The 20,630-nt window shown below is 68.5% G+C and carries 20 protein-coding genes and 1 pseudogene; 15 read left to right on the top strand and 6 right to left on the bottom strand.

Translation table 11 applies throughout. The features are described 5' to 3' along the window. Positions 1–136: 136 nt before the first annotated feature. From ABZX92_RS03780 to ABZX92_RS03750, 7 genes are read left to right on the top strand one after another with little or no spacing between them, the layout of a single operon-like run. Positions 137–2,038: an acyl-CoA dehydrogenase family protein gene (locus tag ABZX92_RS03780; RefSeq protein WP_355553551.1), complete on the top strand. Its 1,902-nt coding sequence runs from the start codon at positions 137–139 to the stop codon at positions 2,036–2,038. Further along, positions 2,038–3,000, top strand: coding sequence for an acyl-CoA dehydrogenase family protein (locus ABZX92_RS03775; RefSeq protein ID WP_355553548.1), 963 nt, complete (start codon positions 2,038–2,040; stop codon positions 2,998–3,000). The genes ABZX92_RS03780 and ABZX92_RS03775 overlap by 1 nt, the downstream gene beginning before the upstream one ends. Continuing rightward, positions 2,990–4,117, top strand: a complete 1,128-nt coding sequence (locus tag ABZX92_RS03770; RefSeq protein WP_355553545.1) for an acyl-CoA dehydrogenase family protein — start codon at positions 2,990–2,992, stop codon at positions 4,115–4,117. The genes ABZX92_RS03775 and ABZX92_RS03770 overlap by 11 nt, the downstream gene beginning before the upstream one ends. Further along, entirely contained in the window at positions 4,117–5,001 is an 885-nt protein-coding gene (locus ABZX92_RS03765) for an OB-fold domain-containing protein (protein WP_355553650.1), read from the top strand. Before ABZX92_RS03770 ends, ABZX92_RS03765 begins: the two co-directional genes overlap by 1 nt. Beyond that, positions 4,988–5,371 (top strand): MaoC family dehydratase, encoded by a 384-nt coding sequence (locus tag ABZX92_RS03760; protein WP_355553542.1) that lies wholly within the window; start codon positions 4,988–4,990, stop codon positions 5,369–5,371. The genes ABZX92_RS03765 and ABZX92_RS03760 overlap by 14 nt, the downstream gene beginning before the upstream one ends. Then, on the top strand, positions 5,368–6,507 hold the full coding sequence (locus tag ABZX92_RS03755) for a lipid-transfer protein (protein ID WP_355553539.1): 1,140 nt from the start codon (positions 5,368–5,370) through the stop codon (positions 6,505–6,507). The genes ABZX92_RS03760 and ABZX92_RS03755 overlap by 4 nt, the downstream gene beginning before the upstream one ends. Beyond that, entirely contained in the window at positions 6,504–7,445 is a 942-nt protein-coding gene (locus tag ABZX92_RS03750) for a hypothetical protein (RefSeq protein ID WP_355553536.1), read from the top strand. The genes ABZX92_RS03755 and ABZX92_RS03750 overlap by 4 nt, the downstream gene beginning before the upstream one ends. On the opposite strand, the gene ABZX92_RS03745 is transcribed toward ABZX92_RS03750, so the two are convergent. From ABZX92_RS03745 to ABZX92_RS03725, 5 genes and pseudogenes are all read right to left on the bottom strand, one after another. Beyond that, the gene (locus tag ABZX92_RS03745) at positions 7,432–8,259 is read right to left on the bottom strand and encodes a MaoC/PaaZ C-terminal domain-containing protein (protein WP_355553533.1); all 828 of its coding nucleotides are present in this window, start codon (positions 8,257–8,259) and stop codon (positions 7,432–7,434) included. The two genes, ABZX92_RS03750 and ABZX92_RS03745, sit on opposite strands and share 14 nt — an antisense overlap. 11 nt (positions 8,260–8,270) lie before the next feature. After that, entirely contained in the window at positions 8,271–9,236 is a 966-nt protein-coding gene (locus tag ABZX92_RS03740; RefSeq protein ID WP_355553530.1) for a ferredoxin--NADP reductase, read from the bottom strand. Beyond that, the gene (locus tag ABZX92_RS03735; protein WP_355553527.1) at positions 9,229–9,468 is read right to left on the bottom strand and encodes a hypothetical protein; all 240 of its coding nucleotides are present in this window, start codon (positions 9,466–9,468) and stop codon (positions 9,229–9,231) included. The genes ABZX92_RS03740 and ABZX92_RS03735 overlap by 8 nt, the downstream gene beginning before the upstream one ends. Next, positions 9,465–10,585 (bottom strand): annotated as a pseudogene (locus tag ABZX92_RS03730) (Rieske 2Fe-2S domain-containing protein). Before ABZX92_RS03730 ends, ABZX92_RS03735 begins: the two are co-directional and overlap by 4 nt. Then, the gene (locus tag ABZX92_RS03725) at positions 10,582–12,153 is read right to left on the bottom strand and encodes an FAD-dependent oxidoreductase (RefSeq protein ID WP_355553524.1); all 1,572 of its coding nucleotides are present in this window, start codon (positions 12,151–12,153) and stop codon (positions 10,582–10,584) included. Before ABZX92_RS03725 ends, ABZX92_RS03730 begins: the two are co-directional and overlap by 4 nt. Positions 12,154–12,268: 115 nt before the next feature. On the opposite strand from ABZX92_RS03725, the gene ABZX92_RS03720 reads away from it, so the two are divergent. From ABZX92_RS03720 to hsaB, 8 genes are read left to right on the top strand one after another with little or no spacing between them, the layout of a single operon-like run. Next, complete coding sequence (locus ABZX92_RS03720; protein WP_355553521.1) at positions 12,269–13,729, top strand: FAD-binding protein; 1,461 nt, start codon at positions 12,269–12,271, stop codon at positions 13,727–13,729. Then, on the top strand, positions 13,723–14,493 hold the full coding sequence (locus ABZX92_RS03715; protein WP_355553518.1) for a 2-keto-4-pentenoate hydratase: 771 nt from the start codon (positions 13,723–13,725) through the stop codon (positions 14,491–14,493). Before ABZX92_RS03720 ends, ABZX92_RS03715 begins: the two co-directional genes overlap by 7 nt. Positions 14,494–14,502: 9 nt before the next feature. Continuing rightward, on the top strand, positions 14,503–15,393 hold the full coding sequence (locus tag ABZX92_RS03710) for an acetaldehyde dehydrogenase (acetylating) (protein ID WP_355553515.1): 891 nt from the start codon (positions 14,503–14,505) through the stop codon (positions 15,391–15,393). Next, positions 15,347–16,369 (top strand): 4-hydroxy-2-oxovalerate aldolase, encoded by a 1,023-nt coding sequence (dmpG, locus tag ABZX92_RS03705; protein ID WP_355553512.1) that lies wholly within the window; start codon positions 15,347–15,349, stop codon positions 16,367–16,369. The genes ABZX92_RS03710 and dmpG overlap by 47 nt, the downstream gene beginning before the upstream one ends. Then, positions 16,366–17,532, top strand: coding sequence for a 3-hydroxy-9,10-secoandrosta-1,3,5(10)-triene-9,17-dione monooxygenase oxygenase subunit (gene hsaA / locus ABZX92_RS03700; RefSeq protein WP_355553510.1), 1,167 nt, complete (start codon positions 16,366–16,368; stop codon positions 17,530–17,532). The genes dmpG and hsaA overlap by 4 nt, the downstream gene beginning before the upstream one ends. 9 nt (positions 17,533–17,541) lie before the next feature. Continuing rightward, the gene (gene hsaD, locus ABZX92_RS03695; RefSeq protein ID WP_355553507.1) at positions 17,542–18,351 is read left to right on the top strand and encodes a 4,5:9,10-diseco-3-hydroxy-5,9,17-trioxoandrosta-1(10),2-diene-4-oate hydrolase; all 810 of its coding nucleotides are present in this window, start codon (positions 17,542–17,544) and stop codon (positions 18,349–18,351) included. Further along, a complete protein-coding gene (gene hsaC, locus ABZX92_RS03690) occupies positions 18,351–19,253 on the top strand; it encodes an iron-dependent extradiol dioxygenase HsaC (RefSeq protein WP_355553504.1) in 903 nt (300 codons plus the stop codon). The genes hsaD and hsaC overlap by 1 nt, the downstream gene beginning before the upstream one ends. Beyond that, a complete protein-coding gene (hsaB, locus tag ABZX92_RS03685) occupies positions 19,253–19,819 on the top strand; it encodes a 3-hydroxy-9,10-secoandrosta-1,3,5(10)-triene-9,17-dione monooxygenase reductase subunit (protein ID WP_355553501.1) in 567 nt (188 codons plus the stop codon). The genes hsaC and hsaB overlap by 1 nt, the downstream gene beginning before the upstream one ends. Here the strand turns inward: hsaB and ABZX92_RS03680 are convergent. Next, complete coding sequence (locus tag ABZX92_RS03680; protein ID WP_355553498.1) at positions 19,805–20,626, bottom strand: class I SAM-dependent methyltransferase; 822 nt, start codon at positions 20,624–20,626, stop codon at positions 19,805–19,807. The two genes, hsaB and ABZX92_RS03680, sit on opposite strands and share 15 nt — an antisense overlap. Positions 20,627–20,630: the final 4 nt, after the last annotated feature.

Below are 20,630 nucleotides of genomic sequence, written 5' to 3'. Positions count from 1 at the left end.
AAGGTGACACGGAGATGATCCTCCTGAAACGTGTTGCAGCAGCCCCTTCATCGTACTCGATCGGTTTGGCGGCCATGATCTGTAGACGGAATTAGAACACGTTCTATAAACTCCTTCACGTATTGGAGGAGGCTGCATGCCGATCGCCACGACCGGGGAACAACGCGCGTTGCGCGACAGTGTGGACGCGGCCAAGGGCGAGTGGGCTGACCTCGTCCGGGTCGGGTTCTTCGAGGTGACGCGGGAGGGCGGCACGGTCGCCGATCTCGCGGTGATGCTGGAACGGGCGGCGGAGAACCTCGTGCCGGGGCCGTTGCTGCCCACGGCACTGGTGTCCGTGCTGGTGCCAGGTTTCGAGGGGATCGCCGGGTTCGGATTTTCGTCTCAGCACGTGGTCGGGGCCGCGGAGGCGACGCATCTCCTGGTGCGCACGGACTCCTGGCAGCTCGTGCCCGCGTCCCAGGTTTCTGTCACGCCGCTCGATGCGGTGGACCTGTCGCGTTCGCTCGGGTCGGTGGTGGTCGACGAGCCGGGGCAGCCGTTCGACGACCCGACCGACCTCGCCATCACGCTGATGGCCGCCGAGGCGAGCGGGATCGCCGCGTGGTGCCTGAACACCGCTGTGGAGTACGCGAAACAGCGGCAGCAGTTCGGGCGTGTCATCGGGTCGTTCCAGGCGATCAAGCACCTGTGCGTGGAGATGCTGTGCCGGGCCGAGCAGGCGAGCTCGGTCGCGTGGGACGCGGCGCGCGCGTTCGGCGAGGACGAACACCCGCTGGCGGCGGCGGTCGCCGGGGCGGTGGCGTTCGACGCGGCGGTTCGCAACGCCAAGGACTGCATCCAGGTGCTCGGCGGCATCGGGTTCACCTGGGAGCACGAGGCTCACCGCTATCTGCGGCGCGCGCTGTCGTTGCAGCAGCTCGCGGGTGGTGTCGGGGTGTGGCGCCGCCGGGTCGCCGAATTGGCTCTGGCAGGGGCACGCCGGTCGCACTCCGTCGAGGTCGAACGCGACGAGGACGTGCGGGCGTTCGCGGCGGAGATCGCCGGGTTGTCGCTTGAAGAGCAGCGGAAACGGCTGGCGGACAGCGGCTTCCTGGTGCCGCACTGGCCCCGGCCGTACGGGCTGGACGCGTCACCGGCGAGGGTTGCCGTGATCGACGACGAGTTCGCGCGTGCCGGGGTGCGCCGGCCGGATCTGATCATCGGTGGCTGGGCCGGGCCGACGATCCTCCGCCACGGGACACCTGAGCAGCAGGAACGGTTCGTGCGGCCGACGTTGAGCGGTGAGCTCACCTGGTGCCAGCTGTTCAGCGAGCCCGAGGCCGGTTCGGACCTGGCGTCGTTGCGCACCAAGGCGGTCCGGGTGGACGGCGGCTGGCAGCTCACCGGGCAGAAGGTGTGGACCTCGCTCGCGCACCAGGCGGACTGGGCGATCTGCCTCGCCCGCACCGACACGACCGTCCCGAAGCACAAGGGCATCACGTACTTCCTGGTCGACATGAAGTCCGCCGGTGTGGACGTGCGGCCGCTGCGGGAGATCACCGGGGACGCGCGGTTCAACGAGGTGTTCCTCGACGACGTGTTCGTGCCGGACTCCTGCGTGGTCGGTGAGGTCAACGACGGCTGGCGCCTGGCGCGGACCACTTTGGCCAACGAGCGCGTGGCGATGGGGTCGTCGTTGGGCGAGGCGCTGGAACGTGTTCTGCAGTCACCGGTCGGCCCTGAACACGCGGAACGGCTGGGTGAGCTGGTGGCACAGGGGCTCGCGGTGGCGGCGCTGGACCTGCGGGCGAGCCTGCGGGTGCTGAGCGGACAGGAACCGGGCGCGGAGTCCAGTGTGCGCAAGCTCGTCGGGGTGCGGCAGCGGCAGGACGTGGCGGAGTTCGCCGTCGAGCTGCTCGGACCGGATGCCGCTGCGGACAACTCGTTGGTGCACGAGTTCCTGCTGACCCGGTGCCTGAGCATCGCGGGCGGAACCACTCAGGTGCTGATGAACCTCGCCGGAGAACGCATTCTCGGACTGCCGAGGGAGAGCTGATGGACTTCGGGCTCGACGACACCCAGCAGGAGATCGCCCGGTTGGCGGCGGACGTGCTGGGCAGGGAGGGCGACACGCCCTGGAAAGCCTTGGGGGAGGCGGGATTGCTGTCCCTCGCCGTTCCGGAACGGCTCGGTGGCGATGGGCTTGGCGTGCTGGAGACGGCCGTGTTGCTCACCGAGGTCGGGCGGCGGGCGGTGGACGTGCCGGCGCTGGCCACGCTGGCGTTGGGCGTGCTGCCGATCGTGAAGCACGGAACGGCGGAGCAGCAGGACGAGTTGCTGCCGCTGGTGAGTGAGCAGCACGGTGTGTTGACGGCGGCGCTGAGCGAGCCGTCGTCACCGCTGCCCGCCTCGCCGAGCACGACCGCGGGGCTTGACGGGATCTTCGGTGTGAAGATCAACGTGCCGCACGCGGCTGAGGCACGGCGGATCCTCGTGAGCACGGACGCCGGGGTCTACGTCGTCGATCCGGCGCAGCCCGGTGTGTCCACATCGGACGGAACTGTGCGCTTCGAAGGTGCGCGTGGCGACGAACTCCAGGGTGCGGCTGAGGACTTGCGTCGATTTGCGCTGGCAGGGGCCTGCGCGGTCGCGGACGGCGTCTTGGCAGGCGCGCTCGACCTGACGGTGAAGCACGTCGGTACGCGCCACCAGTTCGGCAAGCCGTTGTCCACCTTCCAATCGGCCGCCTGCCAGGTCGCGGACGTCTACATCGCGTCCCGCACGCTGCACCTGGCGACGGTGACCGCCTGCTGGAACCTCGACGACAACGACCTCGGCACCGCGGCCTACTGGCTGGCGGCCGAGGCGTTGCCGGCCGTCCACACGTGCCACCACCTGCACGGCGGGCTGGGCCTCGACATCACGTATCCGATGCACCGGTACTACGGCATGGCCAAGGAGCTGACGCGGTTCGTCGGCGGAGTGGAGCACCGCTTGGGGGCCATCGATGTTCATTGACCTCACCACCGACCAGCTCAAGCTGCGGGACGAGCTGCGCGAGTACTTCGCCGGTCTCATGTCCGATCACGAACGCGAGGCGATGCTCACCGAACGCCACGGCGAGGTCTACCGCGAGCTGGTGCGCAGGCTCGGGCGGGACGGCAGGCTCGGCGTCGGGTGGCCTGTCGAGTACGGAGGTCTCGGGTTCGGGCCGGTCGAGCAGCAGATCTTCGTCAACGAGGCGGCGCGGGCCGATGTGCCGCTGCCGTACGTGACGCTGCAGACCGTCGGGCCGACGTTGCAGGCGTTCGGCACTCAGGAGCAGAAGGACTTCTTCCTGCCGCAGATTCTGAGCGGTGACCTCCACTTCGCGATCGGCTACACCGAACCCGACGCGGGCACGGACCTGGCCGCGTTGCGCACCAAGGCAGTCCGGGAAGACGACCACTACGTCGTCAACGGGCAGAAGACGTTCACGACCGGCGGGCACGACGCGGACTACGTGTGGCTCGCCTGTCGCACAGGTACGCCGGACTCGCGGCACAAGGGCATCACGATCCTCATCGTCGACACTCGCGATCCCGGTTACTCGTGGACGCCGATCATCACGTGCGATGGCGCGCACCACGTCAACGCCACCTACTACAACGACGTGCGCGTGTCCGAGAACCGCAGGGTCGGCGAGGAGAACAAGGGCTGGCGGCTGATCACCACCCAGCTCAACCACGAACGCGTGATGCTCGGCCCGTCCGGCCGGCTCGGCGCGCTCATCTCCCGGGTCCACGACTGGGCGGCCTCACGCGGGCTGCTCGATCTGCCGGACGTGCAGCGCGCTTTCGCCGAGGCACGCGCGGTGCACCGGGTCAACGAGCTGCTCAACTGGCAGGTCGCTGCGGGTGAGGTGGAGGTCGCGGACGCGTCAGCGACGAAGGTGTTCGCGGCGGACCGGACCCAGCGCGTCGGCCGGATCCTGGAGGAGCTCGTCGGACGCCACGGCGCGGATCAGGAACTGGTGCGGTGGCTGGACGTGCAGGCGCGGCGCAACCTCGTGCTGACGTTCGGCGGGGGAGTGCAGGAGATCCAGCGCGAGCTGATCGCGAACATCGGGCTCGGCCTACCCAGGGTGGTGCGATGATCGACATCGAGAAAGAGGCCGCCCGCATCGCCGAGCAGGGCGAGTGCGCGCCGAGGCTCGCCCGCGATCCGGTCAACCTGCCGATGATCAACAACTGGCTGGAGGCGATCGGCGACCAGCACCCCGGCTACACCGAGGTCGCGCCGCCCGCGATGGTCCAGGTGTGGACGATGGCCGGGCTGCACGGCCAGCGCACCCTCGACGACCCGCTCGGCGCGATGATGAAGATCCTGGACGAGGCCGGGTTCACCTCCGTCGTGGCGACGAACAGCGACCAGACCTACCACCGGTACCTGAAGGTCGGCGAGCACCTGTCGGTGACGACGAGCCTGGAGGACGTCACCGGTCCGAAGAAGACCGGGCTGGGCGACGGCTGGTTCGTCACGACCAGGAGCACCTGGTGGGTGGGCGACGAACCGGTCGCGGAGATGCGGTTCCGGGTGCTGAAGTTCCGCCCGGCGGAGAAAGCCGCGCCCACTCCCGAACCTCAGGTCACCCAGGTCATTCGTCCCTCCGTCAACCGGGACACCGAGTACTTCTGGGAGGGCTGCAACCAGGGGGAGCTGCGCATCCAGCGGTGCGGGGGCTGCGGGTTGCTCAGGCACCCACCTGGCCCGATGTGCCCGGAATGCGGTGCCACCAAACCGAAGTACCTCGTCTCGGACGGCCGCGGCGTCGTCTACAGCTACGTCGTGCACCACCACCCGCAGGTGCCGGGCAAGCAGACCCCGTTCGTCATCGCCCTGGTCGAACTGGACGAGGGCGTGCGCATGCTCGGCGAGCTGGACGGCGAACCGAGCATCGGGCTGCCCGTCGAGGTCGTGTTCACCAAGGTCGACGACGAACTGACGATGCCGAGCTGGAGGCCCCGTGCGGACCGGTGATTCCCTGCCTGAGTGGCACGTCGAGGCCACGCCGACGTTCGTGATCAGCACCGCGCTGGCCACCCGCGACTTCCAGGACGTCCACCACGACCGCGACCTGGCCGTTCAACGCGGGTCGAAGGACATCTTCATCAACATCCTCACCACGACCGGCCTGGTGCAGCGGTACGTGACGGACTGGGCGGGCCCGCAAGCGCTGGTGCGGCAGGTGAACATCCGGCTCGGTGCGCCCTGCTACGCCTACGACACGCTGAAGTTCTTCGGCCAGGTCGTCGAACGTCAAGACCAGGACCTGACCATCGAGGTCGTCGGCAGGACCGATCACGGCGACCACGTCACCGGAATCGTGAAGATCGAGGTGCCGGCATGAGCGCCGCGATCGTGGGCATCGGCGCGACCGACTTCTCCAAGGACTCGGGCCGCAGCGAACTGCAGCTCGCCGCCGAGGCCGTTCGAGCGGCGATAGAGGATGCCGGTCTGCAACCGTCCGATGTGGATGGACTGGTCAGCTTCACCATGGACACCAACGCCGAGATCGCGGTCGCCCGCGAGCTGGGCATCCCGGAGCTGACGTTCTTCAGCCGCGTCCACTACGGCGGCGGGGCGGCGTGCGCGACCGTTCAGCAGGCCGCGATGGCCGTGGAGACCGGGGCAGCCAGAACAGTCGTCTGCTACCGCGCGTTCAACGAACGGTCGGGCCACCGGTTCGGCCAGGTCCAGACCGCGGCCGCCGCGAACATCGACAACAGCTGGTCGTACCCGATGGGCCTGGGCACGCCGGCCGCGATGGTCGCCATGTTCGCCCGCCGGTACATGCACGAGTACGGCGCGACTTCCGAGGACTTCGGCCGGATCGCGGTGATCGACCGCAAGCACGCGGCCACGAACCCGCACGCGTGGTTCCACAACCGCCCGATCACTCTCGCAGAGCACCAGGCGTCGCGGTGGATCGCCGAGCCGCTCCACCTCCTCGACTGCTGTCAGGAAACCGACGGCGGTGTCGCTCTCGTCGTCACGTCAACGGAACGCGCTCGCGACCTGCCCCGCAAGCCCGCGCACATCAGGGCGGCGACGCAGGGCAGCGGCGTCGACCAGTTCACGATGACCAGCTACTACCGCGACGACCTGACCAGGCTCCCCGAGATGGGGGTGGTGGCCAGAGGACTGTGGGAGAAGTCGGGCATCAGACCGTCCGATGTGGACGTCGCCGTGCTCTACGACCACTTCACGCCGTTCGTGCTGGTGCAGCTGGAAGAGCTGGGCTTCTGCGGCCGGGGTGAGGCCAAGGACTTCGTCGCGTCGGGTGCTCTCGAACTGGACGGCGACCTGCCGCTCAACCCGCACGGCGGCCAGCTCGGCGAGGCCTACCTGCACGGCATGAACGGCATCGCCGAGGGTGTCAGGCAGGTGCGCGGCACTGCGGCGAACCAGGTCGCGAACGTCGAGCACGTGCTGGTCACGGCAGGTACCGGGGTTCCGACGAGCGGGCTACTGTTGGGCAGGTGACCGAGCTCGACCCGGCGGCGCTGCACGTCAGCAACGGCGACGCCACCGACGTGCCCGCGAAGCGGGTCCTGTACTGGCGCGACTCCTTGCACGAGGGTCCGGTGCCCGCGGTCGGGCCGGAGGAGCTCCGCCGGATCAGGGCCGGCTTCCTCGTGGAGAGCGGGGTCGACGACCGCGCGGAGAGCTCGGACATGTTCGCCGAGCGCGACCTGACCCTGGCGGCGGCCAGGGACGGCGAGTACGTGCTGTGGTTCGAGGCTGACCTGTACGACCAGCTGCAGATCATCCAGATCCTCGACCGGCTTGCCGGTCTTGGCGTGCCCGCGGACCGCATCACCCTGATCTGCATCGGCGAGTATCCCGGCATCGCCCGGTTCGGCGGACTCGGTGAGCTGACCGCGGCTCAGTTGCAAGAGCTGCCGGCCACGAAGGCGTGTGCCCGGCTGACCCCTGCGGCGCTGGAACTCGCCCAGGTGGCGTGGGCCGCGTTCTGCGCGCCGACTCCGGAAGGCCTGGCCGCCATCGCCGCCACCCGCTCCGGTGAGCTGCGGTTCCTCGGCGAGGCCTTCGACCGCCTCAGCCGCGAGTATCCGTCCACACGCGACGGTCTGTCGCTGACCGAACGGCGCGTACTGGCGGCCATCGCGAACGGCGCTGAAGACCAGGGCACGGCGTTCGTTCGCGCGGCTGCCAGGGAGACACGTCCGTACCTGGGCGACACGTGGTGCTTCGCGATGATGGCACGGATGGCCCGCGCCACCGTCCCGTTGCTGGAGACCGCGCCCACCCTGCGACTGACTCCCGCGGGAGCGGACGTGCTCGCCGGACGGGCGGATCACGTGACCCTCAACGGGATCGACAGGTGGCTCGGAGGAGTGCACCTGCTCGGGGACTGGCGCTGGGACGAGGGGATGGAGACCCTGGTCAGGACAGGGTGAGCACGGCGTCGGCCAGAACGGGACGATCACCAGCGGACGTCGTCAGCACGAGCTGCGAGCCGTCCCGCCACACCTCAGTGGTCAAGGTTTCGCCTGGGAACACCACGCCCGCGAACTTCGCACCGAACGACAGCACCTGCTCCGGCCCGTCCAGCACGGCGTCGATCACCGCCTTGCACACCACGCCGTACGTGCACAGCCCGTGCAGGATCGGCTGGTCGAATCCGGCCATGCGGGCGAACTCCGGATCGGCGTGCAAGGGATTCCGGTCTCCGCAAAGCCGATACAGGTAGGCCTGTTGCGGCAGAGTCGGGGTCTCGATCACGAAGTCCGGCGCACGTGAGGGCACCTCGACCTTGCCCGACGGCCCGCGTTCGCCACCGAACCCACCCTCGCCACGAGCGAAGATGCTGGACCTCGTGGTGTACAGCGCGGTTCCGTCGGGCGTCACGGCGGTCGACTCCTGCACGATCACCGCGGCTTTGCCCTTGTCCCACACGTCCGCGATCCGCGTCCGCAGCACGGCCTCGCCCTCCGCGGGCAAAGGAGAATGCACGGCGATCTCCTGAGTGCCGTGCAGAACTCGGGCGAGATCGATGTCGACACCGGGGAACGACACGGCGGGCGGCGCGGTCTCGTGGAACCGGGGTGCGACCACGCCGAACGTCGGCAGCACCCGCAGCCCCTGCTCGTAGACGTACCGGAGCTCGGTGGCGCCCAGTGCCAGGTGGTAGAGCAGCACGTCCGAGTGCGTCCAGGAGAACTTGATCTCGGGAAGTTCCGCCCCCACGGCCACGTCCGGGTCGATCGGCATGCACAAGCCCCTCACTCGTAGGTGATCTTCACCGTGTCGGTGACCGGAACCGACTGACACGCCAGCACGATGCCGTCGGCGATGTCCTCGGAGTCGAGCACGTCGTTGTTGAGCATCTTGACCTCGCCCTCGACGAGCCGGCACGCGCACGCGCTGCACGCACCTTCCCGGCACGAGTAGGGCGCGTCGAGTCCCTTCTCCAGCAACAGGTCGAGCAGCTTCTGCCGAGCAGGCCAGGGAAACCGGTGCTCCGCACCGTCCAGCGACACCTCGACCACCGCGTCCGGCCGGTCGTCCGCGACCGGTTCGACGGAGGAGAACGGATCACTCGACAAAGAAACGAACTTCTCGATGTGGACGACCGGCACGTCGTGCAAGGCCTTGCGCGCAGTCTCCATGAACGGCCCGGGCCCGCAGACGAACGCCTCGTCGCACTCCCGCACGAACGCCCGCAACGCGCCCAGGTGCGGCAACCCCTGCACCGACTCCAGCCAGTGCACGACAGTCAGCCGATCAGGATGCGCCCGGCACAACTCATCCAGCTCCCGGGCGAAGATCACCGAGCTCTCGTCCCGGTTGGCGTAGAACAGGAACACCCGACCGGAAGCCGCGAGCACCGACTTGATGATCGACATGACCGGCGTGATCCCGCTGCCGGCCGCGAACGCCAGCAGCGACCCGTCCAGCGAAGATGGTGTGAACACCCCGGCAGGCGCCAGGACGTCCAGCTCCATGCCCACGCACAGCTCACGGCACATCCAGTGCGACCCGTACCCGTCCGGCGTCCGCTTGACCGTGATCTTCACCGGCTCACCCGGCGCGCTGGACAGGGAGTAGCAGCGCGCCACGTCGCCCGCTCGCACGGTCAGGAACTGCCCGGGCCGCGGCGAGAAATCCGCGCCCGACAGCACGAACGAGCGCGCGTCGGCGGTCTCCTCGATCACCGCGTCGACCCGCATCCGGTGCACCTCAGCCATCCGCGACCTCCAGCGTCCCGTCCCGCACGGCCTTCTCGATGCTGTCCCGCAACCGCAGGCACGTCCGCATGAACGCCGACCGCGGCCCGCACAGCTCAGGACACGTGCTGGTGTCGGACAGCCACTGCACGGAAGTGTGCTGCGGGCTGTTCTTCTTCACCAGCACCCGGTTCCCGCAGTCGCAGCCCACCGGAACCATGCCACCGACGAGAAACTCGTCCCGCTCGTTCATGACTGCTGAGGTGCCGGTTCTTTTTTGGCGAGGTTCTCGGCGACTTCCTTCTCCCACGCCTCCACGGCGCGGCTCGTGTCGACCTCGAACTCGAAGCGCCGCACCATGTCGTCGGACACGTCCTCCACATCCACGTAGAACTGCTCGTACCAGCGCCGCAGCTGGTAGACCGGCCCGTCCTCCTCGCACAGCAACGGGTTGTCGATCCGGGTCTTGTTCTGCCAGATCTCCACGTCCTGCAGGAACCCGACCCCGATGCCGCGCGCGAACTTGTGCGCGATCTTGTCGGCGTGCTCGTCGGACACACCCGGCAGCTTCTTCACGATCGCGCCCCACTGCAGCCGGAACGAGGTCGGCGAGATCGGGTAGTGGCAGTTGATCAGCACCGTCTCGATCTCGATGCCCTTGTAGTCGTTCCACAGGTAGTCGATCATGTACGACGGCCCGTAGTACGAGGCTTCCGACCGAACTTCCACGTCACCGGTGTAGTTCGAGCCCATCGCGACGTCCGGCCGTCCGCGCGTCGTGAGGTACTGCGACGCGACGTGGCCTTCCATCACGTTCTTGAAGTACGTCGGGAACGCGAAGTGGATGTAGAAGAAGTGGGCCATGTCGACGACGTTGTCGATGATCTCGCGGCAGTTCGCGTTGTCGATCACCACCGAGTCCCACGTCCAGTTGCTCCACTCGTCGCTGAACGCGGCGTCGATGCGCGGGATCGTCACGTGCTCCGGCGGCGGGTTGCCCTGCGGGTCGTTCCACACGAAGAGCTGCTTGTTCTCCTCCAGCGTGATCCACGACCGGGTGCGCGCCCGCAACGGAACCCGCTTGGCGTAAGGGATCGCGAGCCACAGCACCAGTCGTGGAACGGGCAGGCGATGGCGTTGCCCTTGACCGTGCCCTGGGTGAGGTCGCCGCCCATGTGCCGGCAGTACCCGTCGAGCACGTTGAGCTTGCCGTCCTCCGTCCCGAACACGACGAGCTTCGTGCCGAAAGCTTCGACGGCATGGGGTTTGCCGTCGCGGAAGCTGTCCGCGAGGCCCAGGCAGTGCCAGCCGCGCGCGAACCGGGCGGGAGGCGCGCCGGTGTCGATCGTCCGCACCGCGTCCTGCGTCATCGCATTCCTCCAGTGATGTCGAGTCCGGCGAGATAACCGAACGTCATCGCCGGTCCGAGAGTGGCGCCCGCACCCGCGTAGGTGTGGCCCATCACGGACGCCATGGTGTTGCCCGCCGCGTACAAGCCGTCGATCACCGAACCGTCCTCGCGCAGCACGCGCGCACGGGTGTCGGTCCTGAGGCCGCCCTTGGTGCCGAGGTCGCCGGGCACGATCTTGACCGCGTAGAACGGGCCGGTGGTCAGCGGTGCGAGGTTGGGGTTCGGGTGGTTGCGCGGATCGCCGTAATAGCGGTCGTACGCGCTGTCGCCGCGGTGGAAGTCGGTGTCCTTGCCCTCGACGGTGAGCGTGTTGAACCGTCGAACCGCATCGACGAGGTTGGGCAGATCGGCTTCCTGCGCGAGTTCTTCCAGGCTGGGGGCGGTGAGCACGGAGTCCTTCCAGCGCCGCGGCAACGGCCGGCGGGGCGGGATGCCGCAGAACGGGTAGCGGCTGCGGTAGGCGTGGTCGAACACCAGCCAGGTCTTGCCGTTCATCGCCTTCACGACGTCGATGTAGGGCGCGGCCTCGTTGACGAAGCGCTCGCCGGTGCTGTTGACCAGTACACAGCCGGGCAACGAGCGTTCGGCCAGCAGGAAGAACGGGCCGCGCGGCAGCGGAACCGACGGCCCCCACCAGGCTTCGTCCATGAGGCCCACCGCGGCACCTGCCCTGACACCCGCCTCGATGCCGTCGCCTGTGTTGGCCTTCGCGCCGACTGTCCACTCCGTACCGATGTCCTGGTGCTGTTTGCGCAGCTGTTCGTTGTGCTCGAACCCGCCGGCCGCCAGAACGACGTGCTTCGCCAGGATGAGCTTCTCGCCGACGAGAATTCCGGCGACCCGGCCGTTCTCGTAGTGCAGGTCGGTCATCGCGGTGTTGAGCCGAACCTCGACGTTGAGCGCCTTGAGCCCGGCTCTCAGCCCTGCTGCCAGCGCTTGGCCCATGGTCAGGCGGCGACCCGGCAGGAACCGGCGGGCGAAGACCTTCACGGCGGTGAGCAGGCCGCGTGGATGGCGACCGATCAGCGTCAGCCACTTGTAGTCGGACTGGGTGATCACGATGCCCGCCGGGGTCGGCACGTACGGCGGTTCGAGGTCCTTGATCTCCTCGCCGAGCAGGGCGGTGTTGAACGGAAGCGGTTCGACGGAGCGGCCGCGCGGCTGTCCGCCCGGTGCCTCTGGGTAGTAGTCGGCGTAGTCGCGGACCCAGCGGAACTTCAGCGGCGTGTGAGCGACGACGAAGGCGAGCATCGCGGGTCCGGCGTCCAGGAACGCCTCCCGGAGTTCGGCCGGCACGTCCCCGGCGATGTGCTCCAGGTAGCTGCTGGCCTGCTCGGGCGAGTCGGGTCGCCCGGCCGCGGCGACGACGTGGTTGTTGGGCACCCAGATGCCTCCGCCGGACCGCGCCGTCGAGCCGCCGAAGTGCTCGGCCTTCTCGACGACGAGGGTGCGCAGGCCGTGCTGAGCGGTGCAGAGCGCGGCTGTCATGCCCGCCGCGCCGCTGCCGACGACGATCACGTCGTACATCGCACCTCCCCGGAAGTCAGACTAGAACAGGTTATAGTTCTGGGGCGCTTTGGCGCTATGGTGTAGGAGTTCCAGGCAAGTCGACTCACCGAGAACACGTTCCGGGAGGCTGGTCGTGGACGTCACCGCGGACGTGGTCGTCATCGGTTTCGGTGCTGCCGGCGCGTGCGCCGCCATCGAGGCTGCGGCGGCTGGTGCGTTGGTAGTGGTGCTGGACCGGTTCACGGGCGGTGGAGCGACTGCTCTCTCGGGTGGCGTCGTCTACGCGGGTGGCGGAACACGGCAGCAGGTCGAGGCCGGGGTCACCGACACGCCCGAGGCGATGTTCTCCTACCTCAAGCACGAGGTCCGGGACGCGGTGTCGGAGGCGACGCTGCGGCGGTTCTGCGAGGACAGCGCCAAGATGCTGGCCTGGCTGGAGGATCAGGGAGTGCCGTTCGACGCGAGCCTGTGCCCGTTCAAGACCTCGTACCCGACGGACGACTACTACCTGTACCAGTCCGGCAGTGAGGACGCCTGGCCGAATCCGGCCCCGCGCGGGCACCGCACCAGGGCGAAGGGCACGTCCGGCAAGGCTTTCTTCGCTCGATTGGCCGAGGCGACTCGACGTGCGGGTGCGCAGGTCATGCCGCAGACCCGTGCTCAAGAGCTGATCACGACCGATGGGCGCGTGACGGGCGTGCGGTGCCGCACTCTCACCGGGCTGCCGCGGGCTGTCCATGGCGCGCTGACCAGGGCCGGCGCCAAGCCGTGGCTCTACTACCCGCCGCTCGGCAGGAGGCTGTTCGGGCTGGCGGGGTGGCTGGAACGCCGCTTCGGCCGCTCGCAGACCATCACCGCACGACAGGGTGTCGTCATCTCGGCGGGTGGGTTCATCGCGAACCGCAAGATGGTGCACGAGAACGCTCCGGCGCACCGTGGTGGTCTCGCGCTGGGCACACCCGGTGATGACGGGAGTGGCATCCGGCTCGGCATCTCCGCTGGTGGCAAGGCCGCGCGGCTGGACAAGGTCTCGGTGTGGCGGTTCGTGACACCACCAAGCGCATTGCAACGCGGGGTGCTCGTTGACGTCAAGGGTCAGCGTTTCGCTGACCCGACCCGGTACGGCGCGGCCATCGGGAGCGAGATCGTCGAACGCGGCGGCAAGGCGTGGCTGCTGATCGACGACGACATCCTGCGCGTGGCCCGGGCTCAGGTGAAGACGCAGACCGCGTCGTTCCAGAAGTGGCAGGTCCGGTACTTCCTGAACCGCGGCCTGGTCACCGCGCCCACAGTGCAAGAGGTCGCGGCCAAGGCCGGCATCGGCACGCCCGAACCGTTCGGAACGCCGCCCTATTCGTTGATCAACGTGAGTGTGCGGGCCGGGTTCGGTTACCCGTGCCCGATGCTGACGCTCGGCGGGCTCGTCGTCGACGAGGAAACCGGGCAGGTGCAGGGGGTTCCCGGGCTGTACGCGGCCGGACGGTCGGCCGTCGGGGTCTGCTCCGAGTCCTACGTCAGCGGGCTCGCCCTCGCCGACTGCGTCTTTTCAGGCCGCCGTGCCGGGCAGCACGTCGTGAAGGAGGCCAGGTGCTGACGATCCAGAACAGGGAAGCGGCCGCCCAGCTGCTGCGCGTCGCGGAACGGGACCGCGTGCCGATCAGGCCGCTGGTCGAGCTGTACCCCGAGATCGACGTGGTCGACGCGTACGAGATCCAGCTGCTCAACGTCCGGCACCGCAACCGCGATGTCATCGGCCACAAGGTCGGGCTGTCGTCGTTGGCGATGCAGCAGATGATGGGTGTCGACGAACCGGACTACGGCCACCTGCTCGACGACATGCAACTGGCCGGAACTGCTGATGCCTCGGCCTACCTGTATCCACGCGTCGAAGTCGAGATCGCGTTCGTGCTCGCCCAGGACCTGCCCGGTGAAGGCTGCACGGTCGAGGACGTCCTGGCTGCCACCGAGTTCGTGGCGCCGGCCATCGAGCTGATCGACAGCCGGATCGCCGACTGGAAGATCGGCTTGCAGGACACGATCGCGGACAACGCGTCGTCGGCCGGGTTCGTGCTGGGCACCGAGCGCGTTCATCCGTCCGAACTGGACATATGTTCGGTGGCGGCGACGTTGCGGCGCAACGGTGAAGTCGTCGCCGAGGGACGTGGAGACGCGGTGCTGGGTGATCCGGCGATCGCGGTGGCGTGGCTGGCGGAGAAGGTGGCTTCCTTCGGCGTCCGGTTGCTGGCCGGGGACATCGTGCTGCCGGGGTCGTGCACGCGGGCGATCGACGCGCGGCCGGGAGACGAGTTCCACGCCGAGTTCGCCGGACTTGGTTCTGTAGACCTGAAATTCGAGTGAGGTGACTGGGTGAAGGCGGCCATCGTCGGGTCCGGCAACATCGGCACCGACCTGCTCTACAAGCTCCTGCGCTCCGAAGTGCTGGAGCCGCGCTGGATGGTGGGCATCGACCCGGCCAGCGAGGGGCTCAGGCGCGCGGCGTCGCTGGGCCTGGAGGTGTCGGTCGACGGCGCGGAGTGGTTGCTGCGTCAGGACGAGCTGCCGGACATCGTCTTCGAGGCGACGTCCGCGGCGGTGCACCGGGCCAACGCGCCGCGTTACGCGGAGGCGGGGATCCGGGCGATCGACCTGACACCGGCCGCGGTCGGCCCGTACGTGGTGCCCCCGGTGAACCTCGGCGAGCACCAGGACGCGCCCAACATCAACCTGATCACGTGCGGCGGTCAGGCCACGATTCCCATGGTGCACGCGGTTTCCCGCGTGGTTCCGGTGTCGTACGCGGAGATCGTCGCGAGCGTGGCAAGCGTCTCCGCGGGACCGGGGACGCGGGCCAACATCGACGAGTTCACCCGCACGACGAGCCACGGCATCGAGGCGATCGGCGGAGCTGCGCGCGGTAAGGCGATCATCGTGCTGAACCCGGCGAGCCCGCCGATGATCATGCGCGACACGATCTTCTGCGCGATTCCCGAGGACGCCGATCCGGACCCGATCACGGACTCGATCGCCCGCATGGAGACCGACATCCGTTCGTACGTGCCGGGATTCCGGTTGCTGCGCGAACCGCAGTACGACGCCGGCCGGGTGGCGATCTTCGTGGAGGTCGCGGGAGCGGGCGACTTCCTGCCCGAGTACGCCGGGAACCTCGACATCATGACGGCCGCCGCGACCAAGGTGGGGGAGGAGATCGCCCGTGCAGCAGCGTCCAGTTCTGCGGTTGACCGACACGTCACTGCGTGACGGCTCGCATCACAAGCGCCATCAGTTCACGGCCGACGACGTGCGCTCGATCGTGGCGGCTCTCGACGGCGCCGGGGTGCCGGTGATCGAGGTGACGCACGGCGATGGCCTTGGCGGGTCGTCGTTCAACTACGGCTTCAGCCACACGCCCGAGCAGGAGCTGATCAAGGTCGCGGTCGAGACGGCCCGGCAGGCCAAGATCGCCGTGCTGATGCTGCCGGGCGTCGGCGTGAAGGACGACATCCTGATCTCGCAGGACAACGGCGCTTCGATCGTCCGGATCGCCACGCACTGCACCGAAGCCGACGTGTCCGTGCAGCACTTCCAGTTGGCGCGGGAGCGCGGGCTGGAGACCGTCGGGTTCCTGATGATGGCCCACTCGCAGCCGCCCGAGGCGTTGGCGAAGCAGGCGCGGATCATGGCCGACGCGGGCTGTCAGTGCGTCTACGTGGTCGACTCGGCCGGAGCCCTGGTGCTGGAACAGGTTTCCGAACGGGTCGAAGCGCTGGTCGCCGAGCTGGGTGACGACGCGCAGGTCGGGTTCCACGGCCACGAGAACCTCGGCTTGAGCGTCGCGAACTCCGTTGCCGCGGCACGAGCGGGTGCGCAGCAGATCGACGGCAGCGTGCGCGGATTCGGTGCCGGCGCGGGAAACACGCCGTTGGAAGCGTTCGTCGGCGTGTGCGACAAGCTCGGGTTCTCCACCGGCGTCGACTTCTTCAAGATCGTGGACGCGGCCGAGGACGTCGTCCGGCCCGTCATGCCCGAGGAGTGCCTGCTCGACCGGATGGCGCTGATGATGGGGTACGCGGGCGTCTACTCCAGCTTCCTCAAACACGCGTACACGCAGGCACAACGCTATGGCGTGTCCGGCGCGCAGATCCTCGTCCGCGCGGGCGAACGCAAGCTCGTCGGCGGGCAAGAGGACCAGCTGATCGACATCGCACTGGAGCTGAGCAGGGAGAAAGTCCGATGAGCGAGGAAATCCTCGGCAAGGTGCGGGAGCTGCTGCCCAGCCTGCGGGAACGCGCGGCGGAGGCGGAAGAGCTGCGCAAGGTGCCGCCGGAGTCGGTGAAGGCGTTGCAGGAGACCGGGTTCTTCCGGATGCTGCAACCCGTGCGGTACGGCGGCTTCGAGTCGCATCCGCTGGACTTCTACACCGCGGTCAAGCTGATCGCGAGCGCGTGCGGGTCGACCGGCTGGGTCGCGTCGGTGCTGGGCGTGCACCCGTGGCACGTCGGGCTGTTCGACGTGCAGGCCCAGGAAGAGGTGTTCGGCGAGGACCAGGACACCCGGATCTCCTCGTCGTACGCGCCGACGGGCCGGGCGACGCCGGTCGAGGGCGGGTTCCGGTTCAGCGGCAAGTGGAGCTTCTCGTCCGGCTGCGACCACGCCACGTGGGTGCTGCTCGGCGGGCTGGTGATGAACGACGAGGGCAAGCCGGTCGACTTCCGCACGTTCCTGCTGCCGATCGCCGACTACACGATCAACGACGTGTGGGACACGGTCGGCCTGCGCGGCACGGGCAGCAACGACATCGTGGTCGAGGACGTGTTCGTGCCGGAACACCGCGCGTTGAGCATGATGCACACCGCGCGGTGCATCTGCCCCGGCCAGGACGTGAACCCAGGGCCGTTGTTCCGCATGCCGTACGGGACGATCCACCCGTACGCGATCACCGCGCCGATGATCGGCATGGCCGTTGGGGCGTACGACATCCACGTCGGCGCGACCCGCGAGCGCGTCCGGGCCGCGTACCTGGGCGAGAAGGCGGTCGAGGACCCGTTCGCACAGGTCCGGATCGCCACTGCGGCCAACGACATCGACACCGCGTGGTGGCAGCTGGAGAAGGACGTCAACGACGAGTGGGAGCACGCCGTCGCGGGCACGAAGATCCCGGTCGACCTGCGGTTGCGGGCCCGGCGTGACCAGGTGCTGGGCAGTGCGCGGGCCATCTCCGCGATCGACCGGCTGTTCGAGAGCGCGGGCGGGAAGGCGATCAACCAGGGCCTGCCGTTGCCCCGGTTCTGGCGCGACGCGCACGCCGCACGTGTGCACGCGGCCAACGACCCGGAGCGCGTGCTCGTGCTGTACGGCAAGAACGAGCTCGGCATCCAGGTCCGCGACGGGTTGTGGTGAGGGAGTGCTGTGAAGGTTCGGTTGCACTACCACGAAGCCGGAACGGACCACTCCGAGACGCTGGTCCTGCTGCACGGCGGCGGGCCCGGCGCGTCGGCGATGAGCAACTTCCGCGCGAACATCCCGGTGTTCGCGAAGTCGTTCCGCGTGCTGGCCGTCGACCTGCCCGGTTACGGCCAGTCGGACAAACCCGCGGAGCACGACCAGTACTTCACCTTCGCGGCCAGGGCGTTGAAAGACCTGCTCGACGAACTGGGCGTCGAGCAGGCGCACATCCTGGGCAACTCGCTCGGAGGCGGCACCGCGGTCCGGTTCGCGCTGGACCACGGCAAACGAGCGGGCAGGCTCGTGCTGATGGGGCCGGGCGGGTTGTCCCTCAACGTGTTCTCGCCGGATCCGACCGAGGGCGTGCGCAAGCTCAGCGCCTTCGCCAGGACGCCGACGCGCGAGAAGATCGAGGAGTTCCTGCGGATCATGGTGTTCGACCAGTCGCTGGTCACCGAGGAGCTGATCGACGAGCGGTTCGAGGCGGCGAGACAGCCGGAGTCGTTGCGGGCCATGGCGGCTTTGGGCAAGTCGTTCGCCGGGCCGGACTTCGAGCAGGGGATGCTCTGGCGTGAGGCTTACAAGCTGCGCCAACGGGTTCTGCTCGTGTGGGGTCGCGAGGACCGCGTGAATCCGTTGGACGGCGCGTTGCTGGCGATGAAGCTCATTCCGCGGGCGCAGCTGCACGTGTTCGGCGGGTGCGGGCACTGGGCACAGCTGGAGAAGTTCGACGAGTTCAACAGGCTCGCTACCGACTTCCTGACGGAGGCGTGATGGGGATCCGCTCGCTGGGTTATCTCCGGATCGAGGCCACCGACATGGCGCGGTGGCGCGAGTTCGGGCTGAAGGTCCTCGGCATGGTCGAGGGCAGGGGTTCCACCGAAGGCGCTCTCTACCTGCGGATGGACGACTTCCCGGCGCGGCTGGTGATCGTGCCGGGGGAGAAGGACCGGTTGCAGGCCTCTGGCTGGGAGGCCGCGACCGAGGCCGAGCTGGAGGAAGTGGCGAAACGGCTGGCCTCGGCCGGGGTGTCCTACACCGAGGGCACCGCGGAGGACCTGGCCGAGCGGCGGGTGAACGGGCTGATCAGGTTCGAGGACCCGTCCGGCAACACGCTCGAGGTGTTCCACGGCGCGGCGCTGGAACACCGGCGGGTGGTCTCTCCATACGGCCACCGCTTCGTGACCGAGGAGCAGGGCCTCGGTCACGTGGTGCTGTCCACTTCGGACGACGAGGCCGCGCTGCACTTCTACCGGGACGTGCTGGGTTTCCGGCTGCGCGACTCGATGCGGCTGCCTCCCCAGTTCGTCGGGCGTCCGGCCGACGGGCCACCGGCGTGGCTGCGGTTCTTCGGCTGCAACCCGCGCCACCACAGCCTCGCGTTCCTGCCGATGCCGACGCCGAGCGGGATCGTGCACCTGATGGTCGAGGTCGAGAACACCGACGACGTGGGCCTGACGCTGGACCGGGCCCTACGCAGGAAGGTGCCGATGTCGGCGACGCTCGGCCGGCACGTCAACGACCTCATGTTGTCGTTCTACATGAAGACACCCGGCGGGTTCGACGTCGAGTTCGGCTGCGAGGGACGGCAGGTGTCCGATGAGGACTGGATCGCACGCGAGAGCACGGCGGTGAGCCTGTGGGGACACGACTTCAGCGTTGGCCACCAGAAGTGATGCAGCCAGAATTGGTGCAGTCAGAAGTAGCGGCCCGCTACCGTTCCGTACTCGGTCACTTCTGCACCGGAGTGACCGTGGTGACCGGCATGTCCGCGGACGGCCCGGTCGGATTCGCCTGCCAGGCCTTCGCGGCGCTGTCACTCGACCCGCCGCTGGTGCTGTTCTGTCCACAACGGACTTCGCGCAGCTGGGCGGCGATGGCGTCGAGCGGCTCCTTCTGCGTGAACGTGCTGGCGGAAGACCAGAAAGAGGTCTCCGCTGTGTTCGGACGCGCGGGCGAGGACAAGTTCGCCAGCGTGGCGTGGGCGCCGTCGAGCACCGGTTCTCCTGTGCTCGACGGAGCCCTGACCTGGGTCGACTGTCAGGTGTCGGCGGTGCACGAGGCCGGCGACCACCGCATGATCATCGGCTCGGTCGTGGAGCTCGGGCCGACACGGGACGCGCAGCCGTTGCTGTTCTACCGCGGCCGTTACGCCTCGCACGCCGAACTGGACCCGCGTGGCTGGTCGGGCGAGGTTCTCGACAACCTGCTGACCTGGCAACGCCAGTCAGAATGGCACTGAGGCCGTGATCTGCCAGCAGGCGGCCGGAATCCGCACCTCGTCACCGTGCACGAACTCGTCGAACGCGCCGCGGACCTCGGAGATGATCCGCGGCCGGTCGGCCTCGGATGCCGCCCTGAGCGCCCGGGAGATCGGCCCGAGGTTGCTGACGTATGGCACGAGCAGCTCCTCGGGCATCGTGCAAACGCGGTCCACCGGCTCGATGACGACCCCGCTCCAGCCGCTCTGCTCGAAGAGTTCGCGCGTCCTGTCGGCGTCGGCGAGCGAGAACGGCCCCGGCCCGTCGGGGTCCGGCGGCGGTGCGTCCGGCAGGAACGGCGCGGAGGCCTTCTGCGCGGTCGTCATGAACGAGTTCTCCCGCGCCGACCGCCAGGTGATGAAGCACAGCTCACCGCCGGGCGTGGTGGCGCGCAGCAGGTTGCGGAACGCGGCCACGGGATCGTCGAAGAACATGACCCCGAACCGCGACACGACCAGGTCGAACGTCTCGTCGAACGGGTGCACCTGCGCGTCGCCGACCACGAACCGGACTTTGCCGCGCTGGGCGGCGCCGGCGATCATCGTCCGCGAGATGTCGAGCCCGACGCACTCCGGACCGTCGCCGAGCGCGTCCGCGATCGCCCTGGTCACCGCGCCCGTGCCGCATCCGACGTCGAGCACCCGGTCCCGCGGCCGCTCCAGCGCCTTGGCGGCGAGCAGCTCCTCGAACGGCCGGAGCACCAGGTCCACGATGTCCTGCGCGTTCGCCCAGCCCTCACCCGCGGCGTTCCACCACTCGGCCTGTTCGCTGTTGACCTCTGCTGTCATGCTC

The organism is Lentzea sp. NPDC006480, assembly GCF_040611995.1.
GTDB lineage: Bacteria > Actinomycetota > Actinomycetes > Mycobacteriales > Pseudonocardiaceae > Lentzea.
This window is presented reverse-complemented; position numbering and strand designations above follow the sequence as displayed.

Bases quoted from the DNA above. Each gene is read 5' to 3' on its own strand.
- hsaA (WP_355553510.1), top strand. From the start codon at position 16,366: ATGAGCGAGGAAATCCTCGGCAAGGTGCGGGAGCTGCTGCCCAGCCTG.
- ABZX92_RS03775 (WP_355553548.1), top strand. From the start codon at position 2,038: ATGGACTTCGGGCTCGACGACACCCAGCAGGAGATCGCCCGGTTGGCG.
- ABZX92_RS03740 (WP_355553530.1), bottom strand. From the start codon at position 9,236: ATGGCTGAGGTGCACCGGATGCGGGTCGACGCGGTGATCGAGGAGACC.
- ABZX92_RS03735 (WP_355553527.1), bottom strand. From the start codon at position 9,468: ATGAACGAGCGGGACGAGTTTCTCGTCGGTGGCATGGTTCCGGTGGGC.
- ABZX92_RS03680 (WP_355553498.1), bottom strand. From the start codon at position 20,626: ATGACAGCAGAGGTCAACAGCGAACAGGCCGAGTGGTGGAACGCCGCG.
- ABZX92_RS03745 (WP_355553533.1), bottom strand. From the start codon at position 8,259: ATGCCGATCGACCCGGACGTGGCCGTGGGGGCGGAACTTCCCGAGATC.
- ABZX92_RS03725 (WP_355553524.1), bottom strand. From the start codon at position 12,153: ATGTACGACGTGATCGTCGTCGGCAGCGGCGCGGCGGGCATGACAGCC.
- ABZX92_RS03780 (WP_355553551.1), top strand. From the start codon at position 137: ATGCCGATCGCCACGACCGGGGAACAACGCGCGTTGCGCGACAGTGTG.
- hsaB (WP_355553501.1), top strand. From the start codon at position 19,253: ATGCAGCCAGAATTGGTGCAGTCAGAAGTAGCGGCCCGCTACCGTTCC.
- ABZX92_RS03755 (WP_355553539.1), top strand. From the start codon at position 5,368: ATGAGCGCCGCGATCGTGGGCATCGGCGCGACCGACTTCTCCAAGGAC.
- hsaC (WP_355553504.1), top strand. From the start codon at position 18,351: ATGGGGATCCGCTCGCTGGGTTATCTCCGGATCGAGGCCACCGACATG.
- ABZX92_RS03770 (WP_355553545.1), top strand. From the start codon at position 2,990: ATGTTCATTGACCTCACCACCGACCAGCTCAAGCTGCGGGACGAGCTG.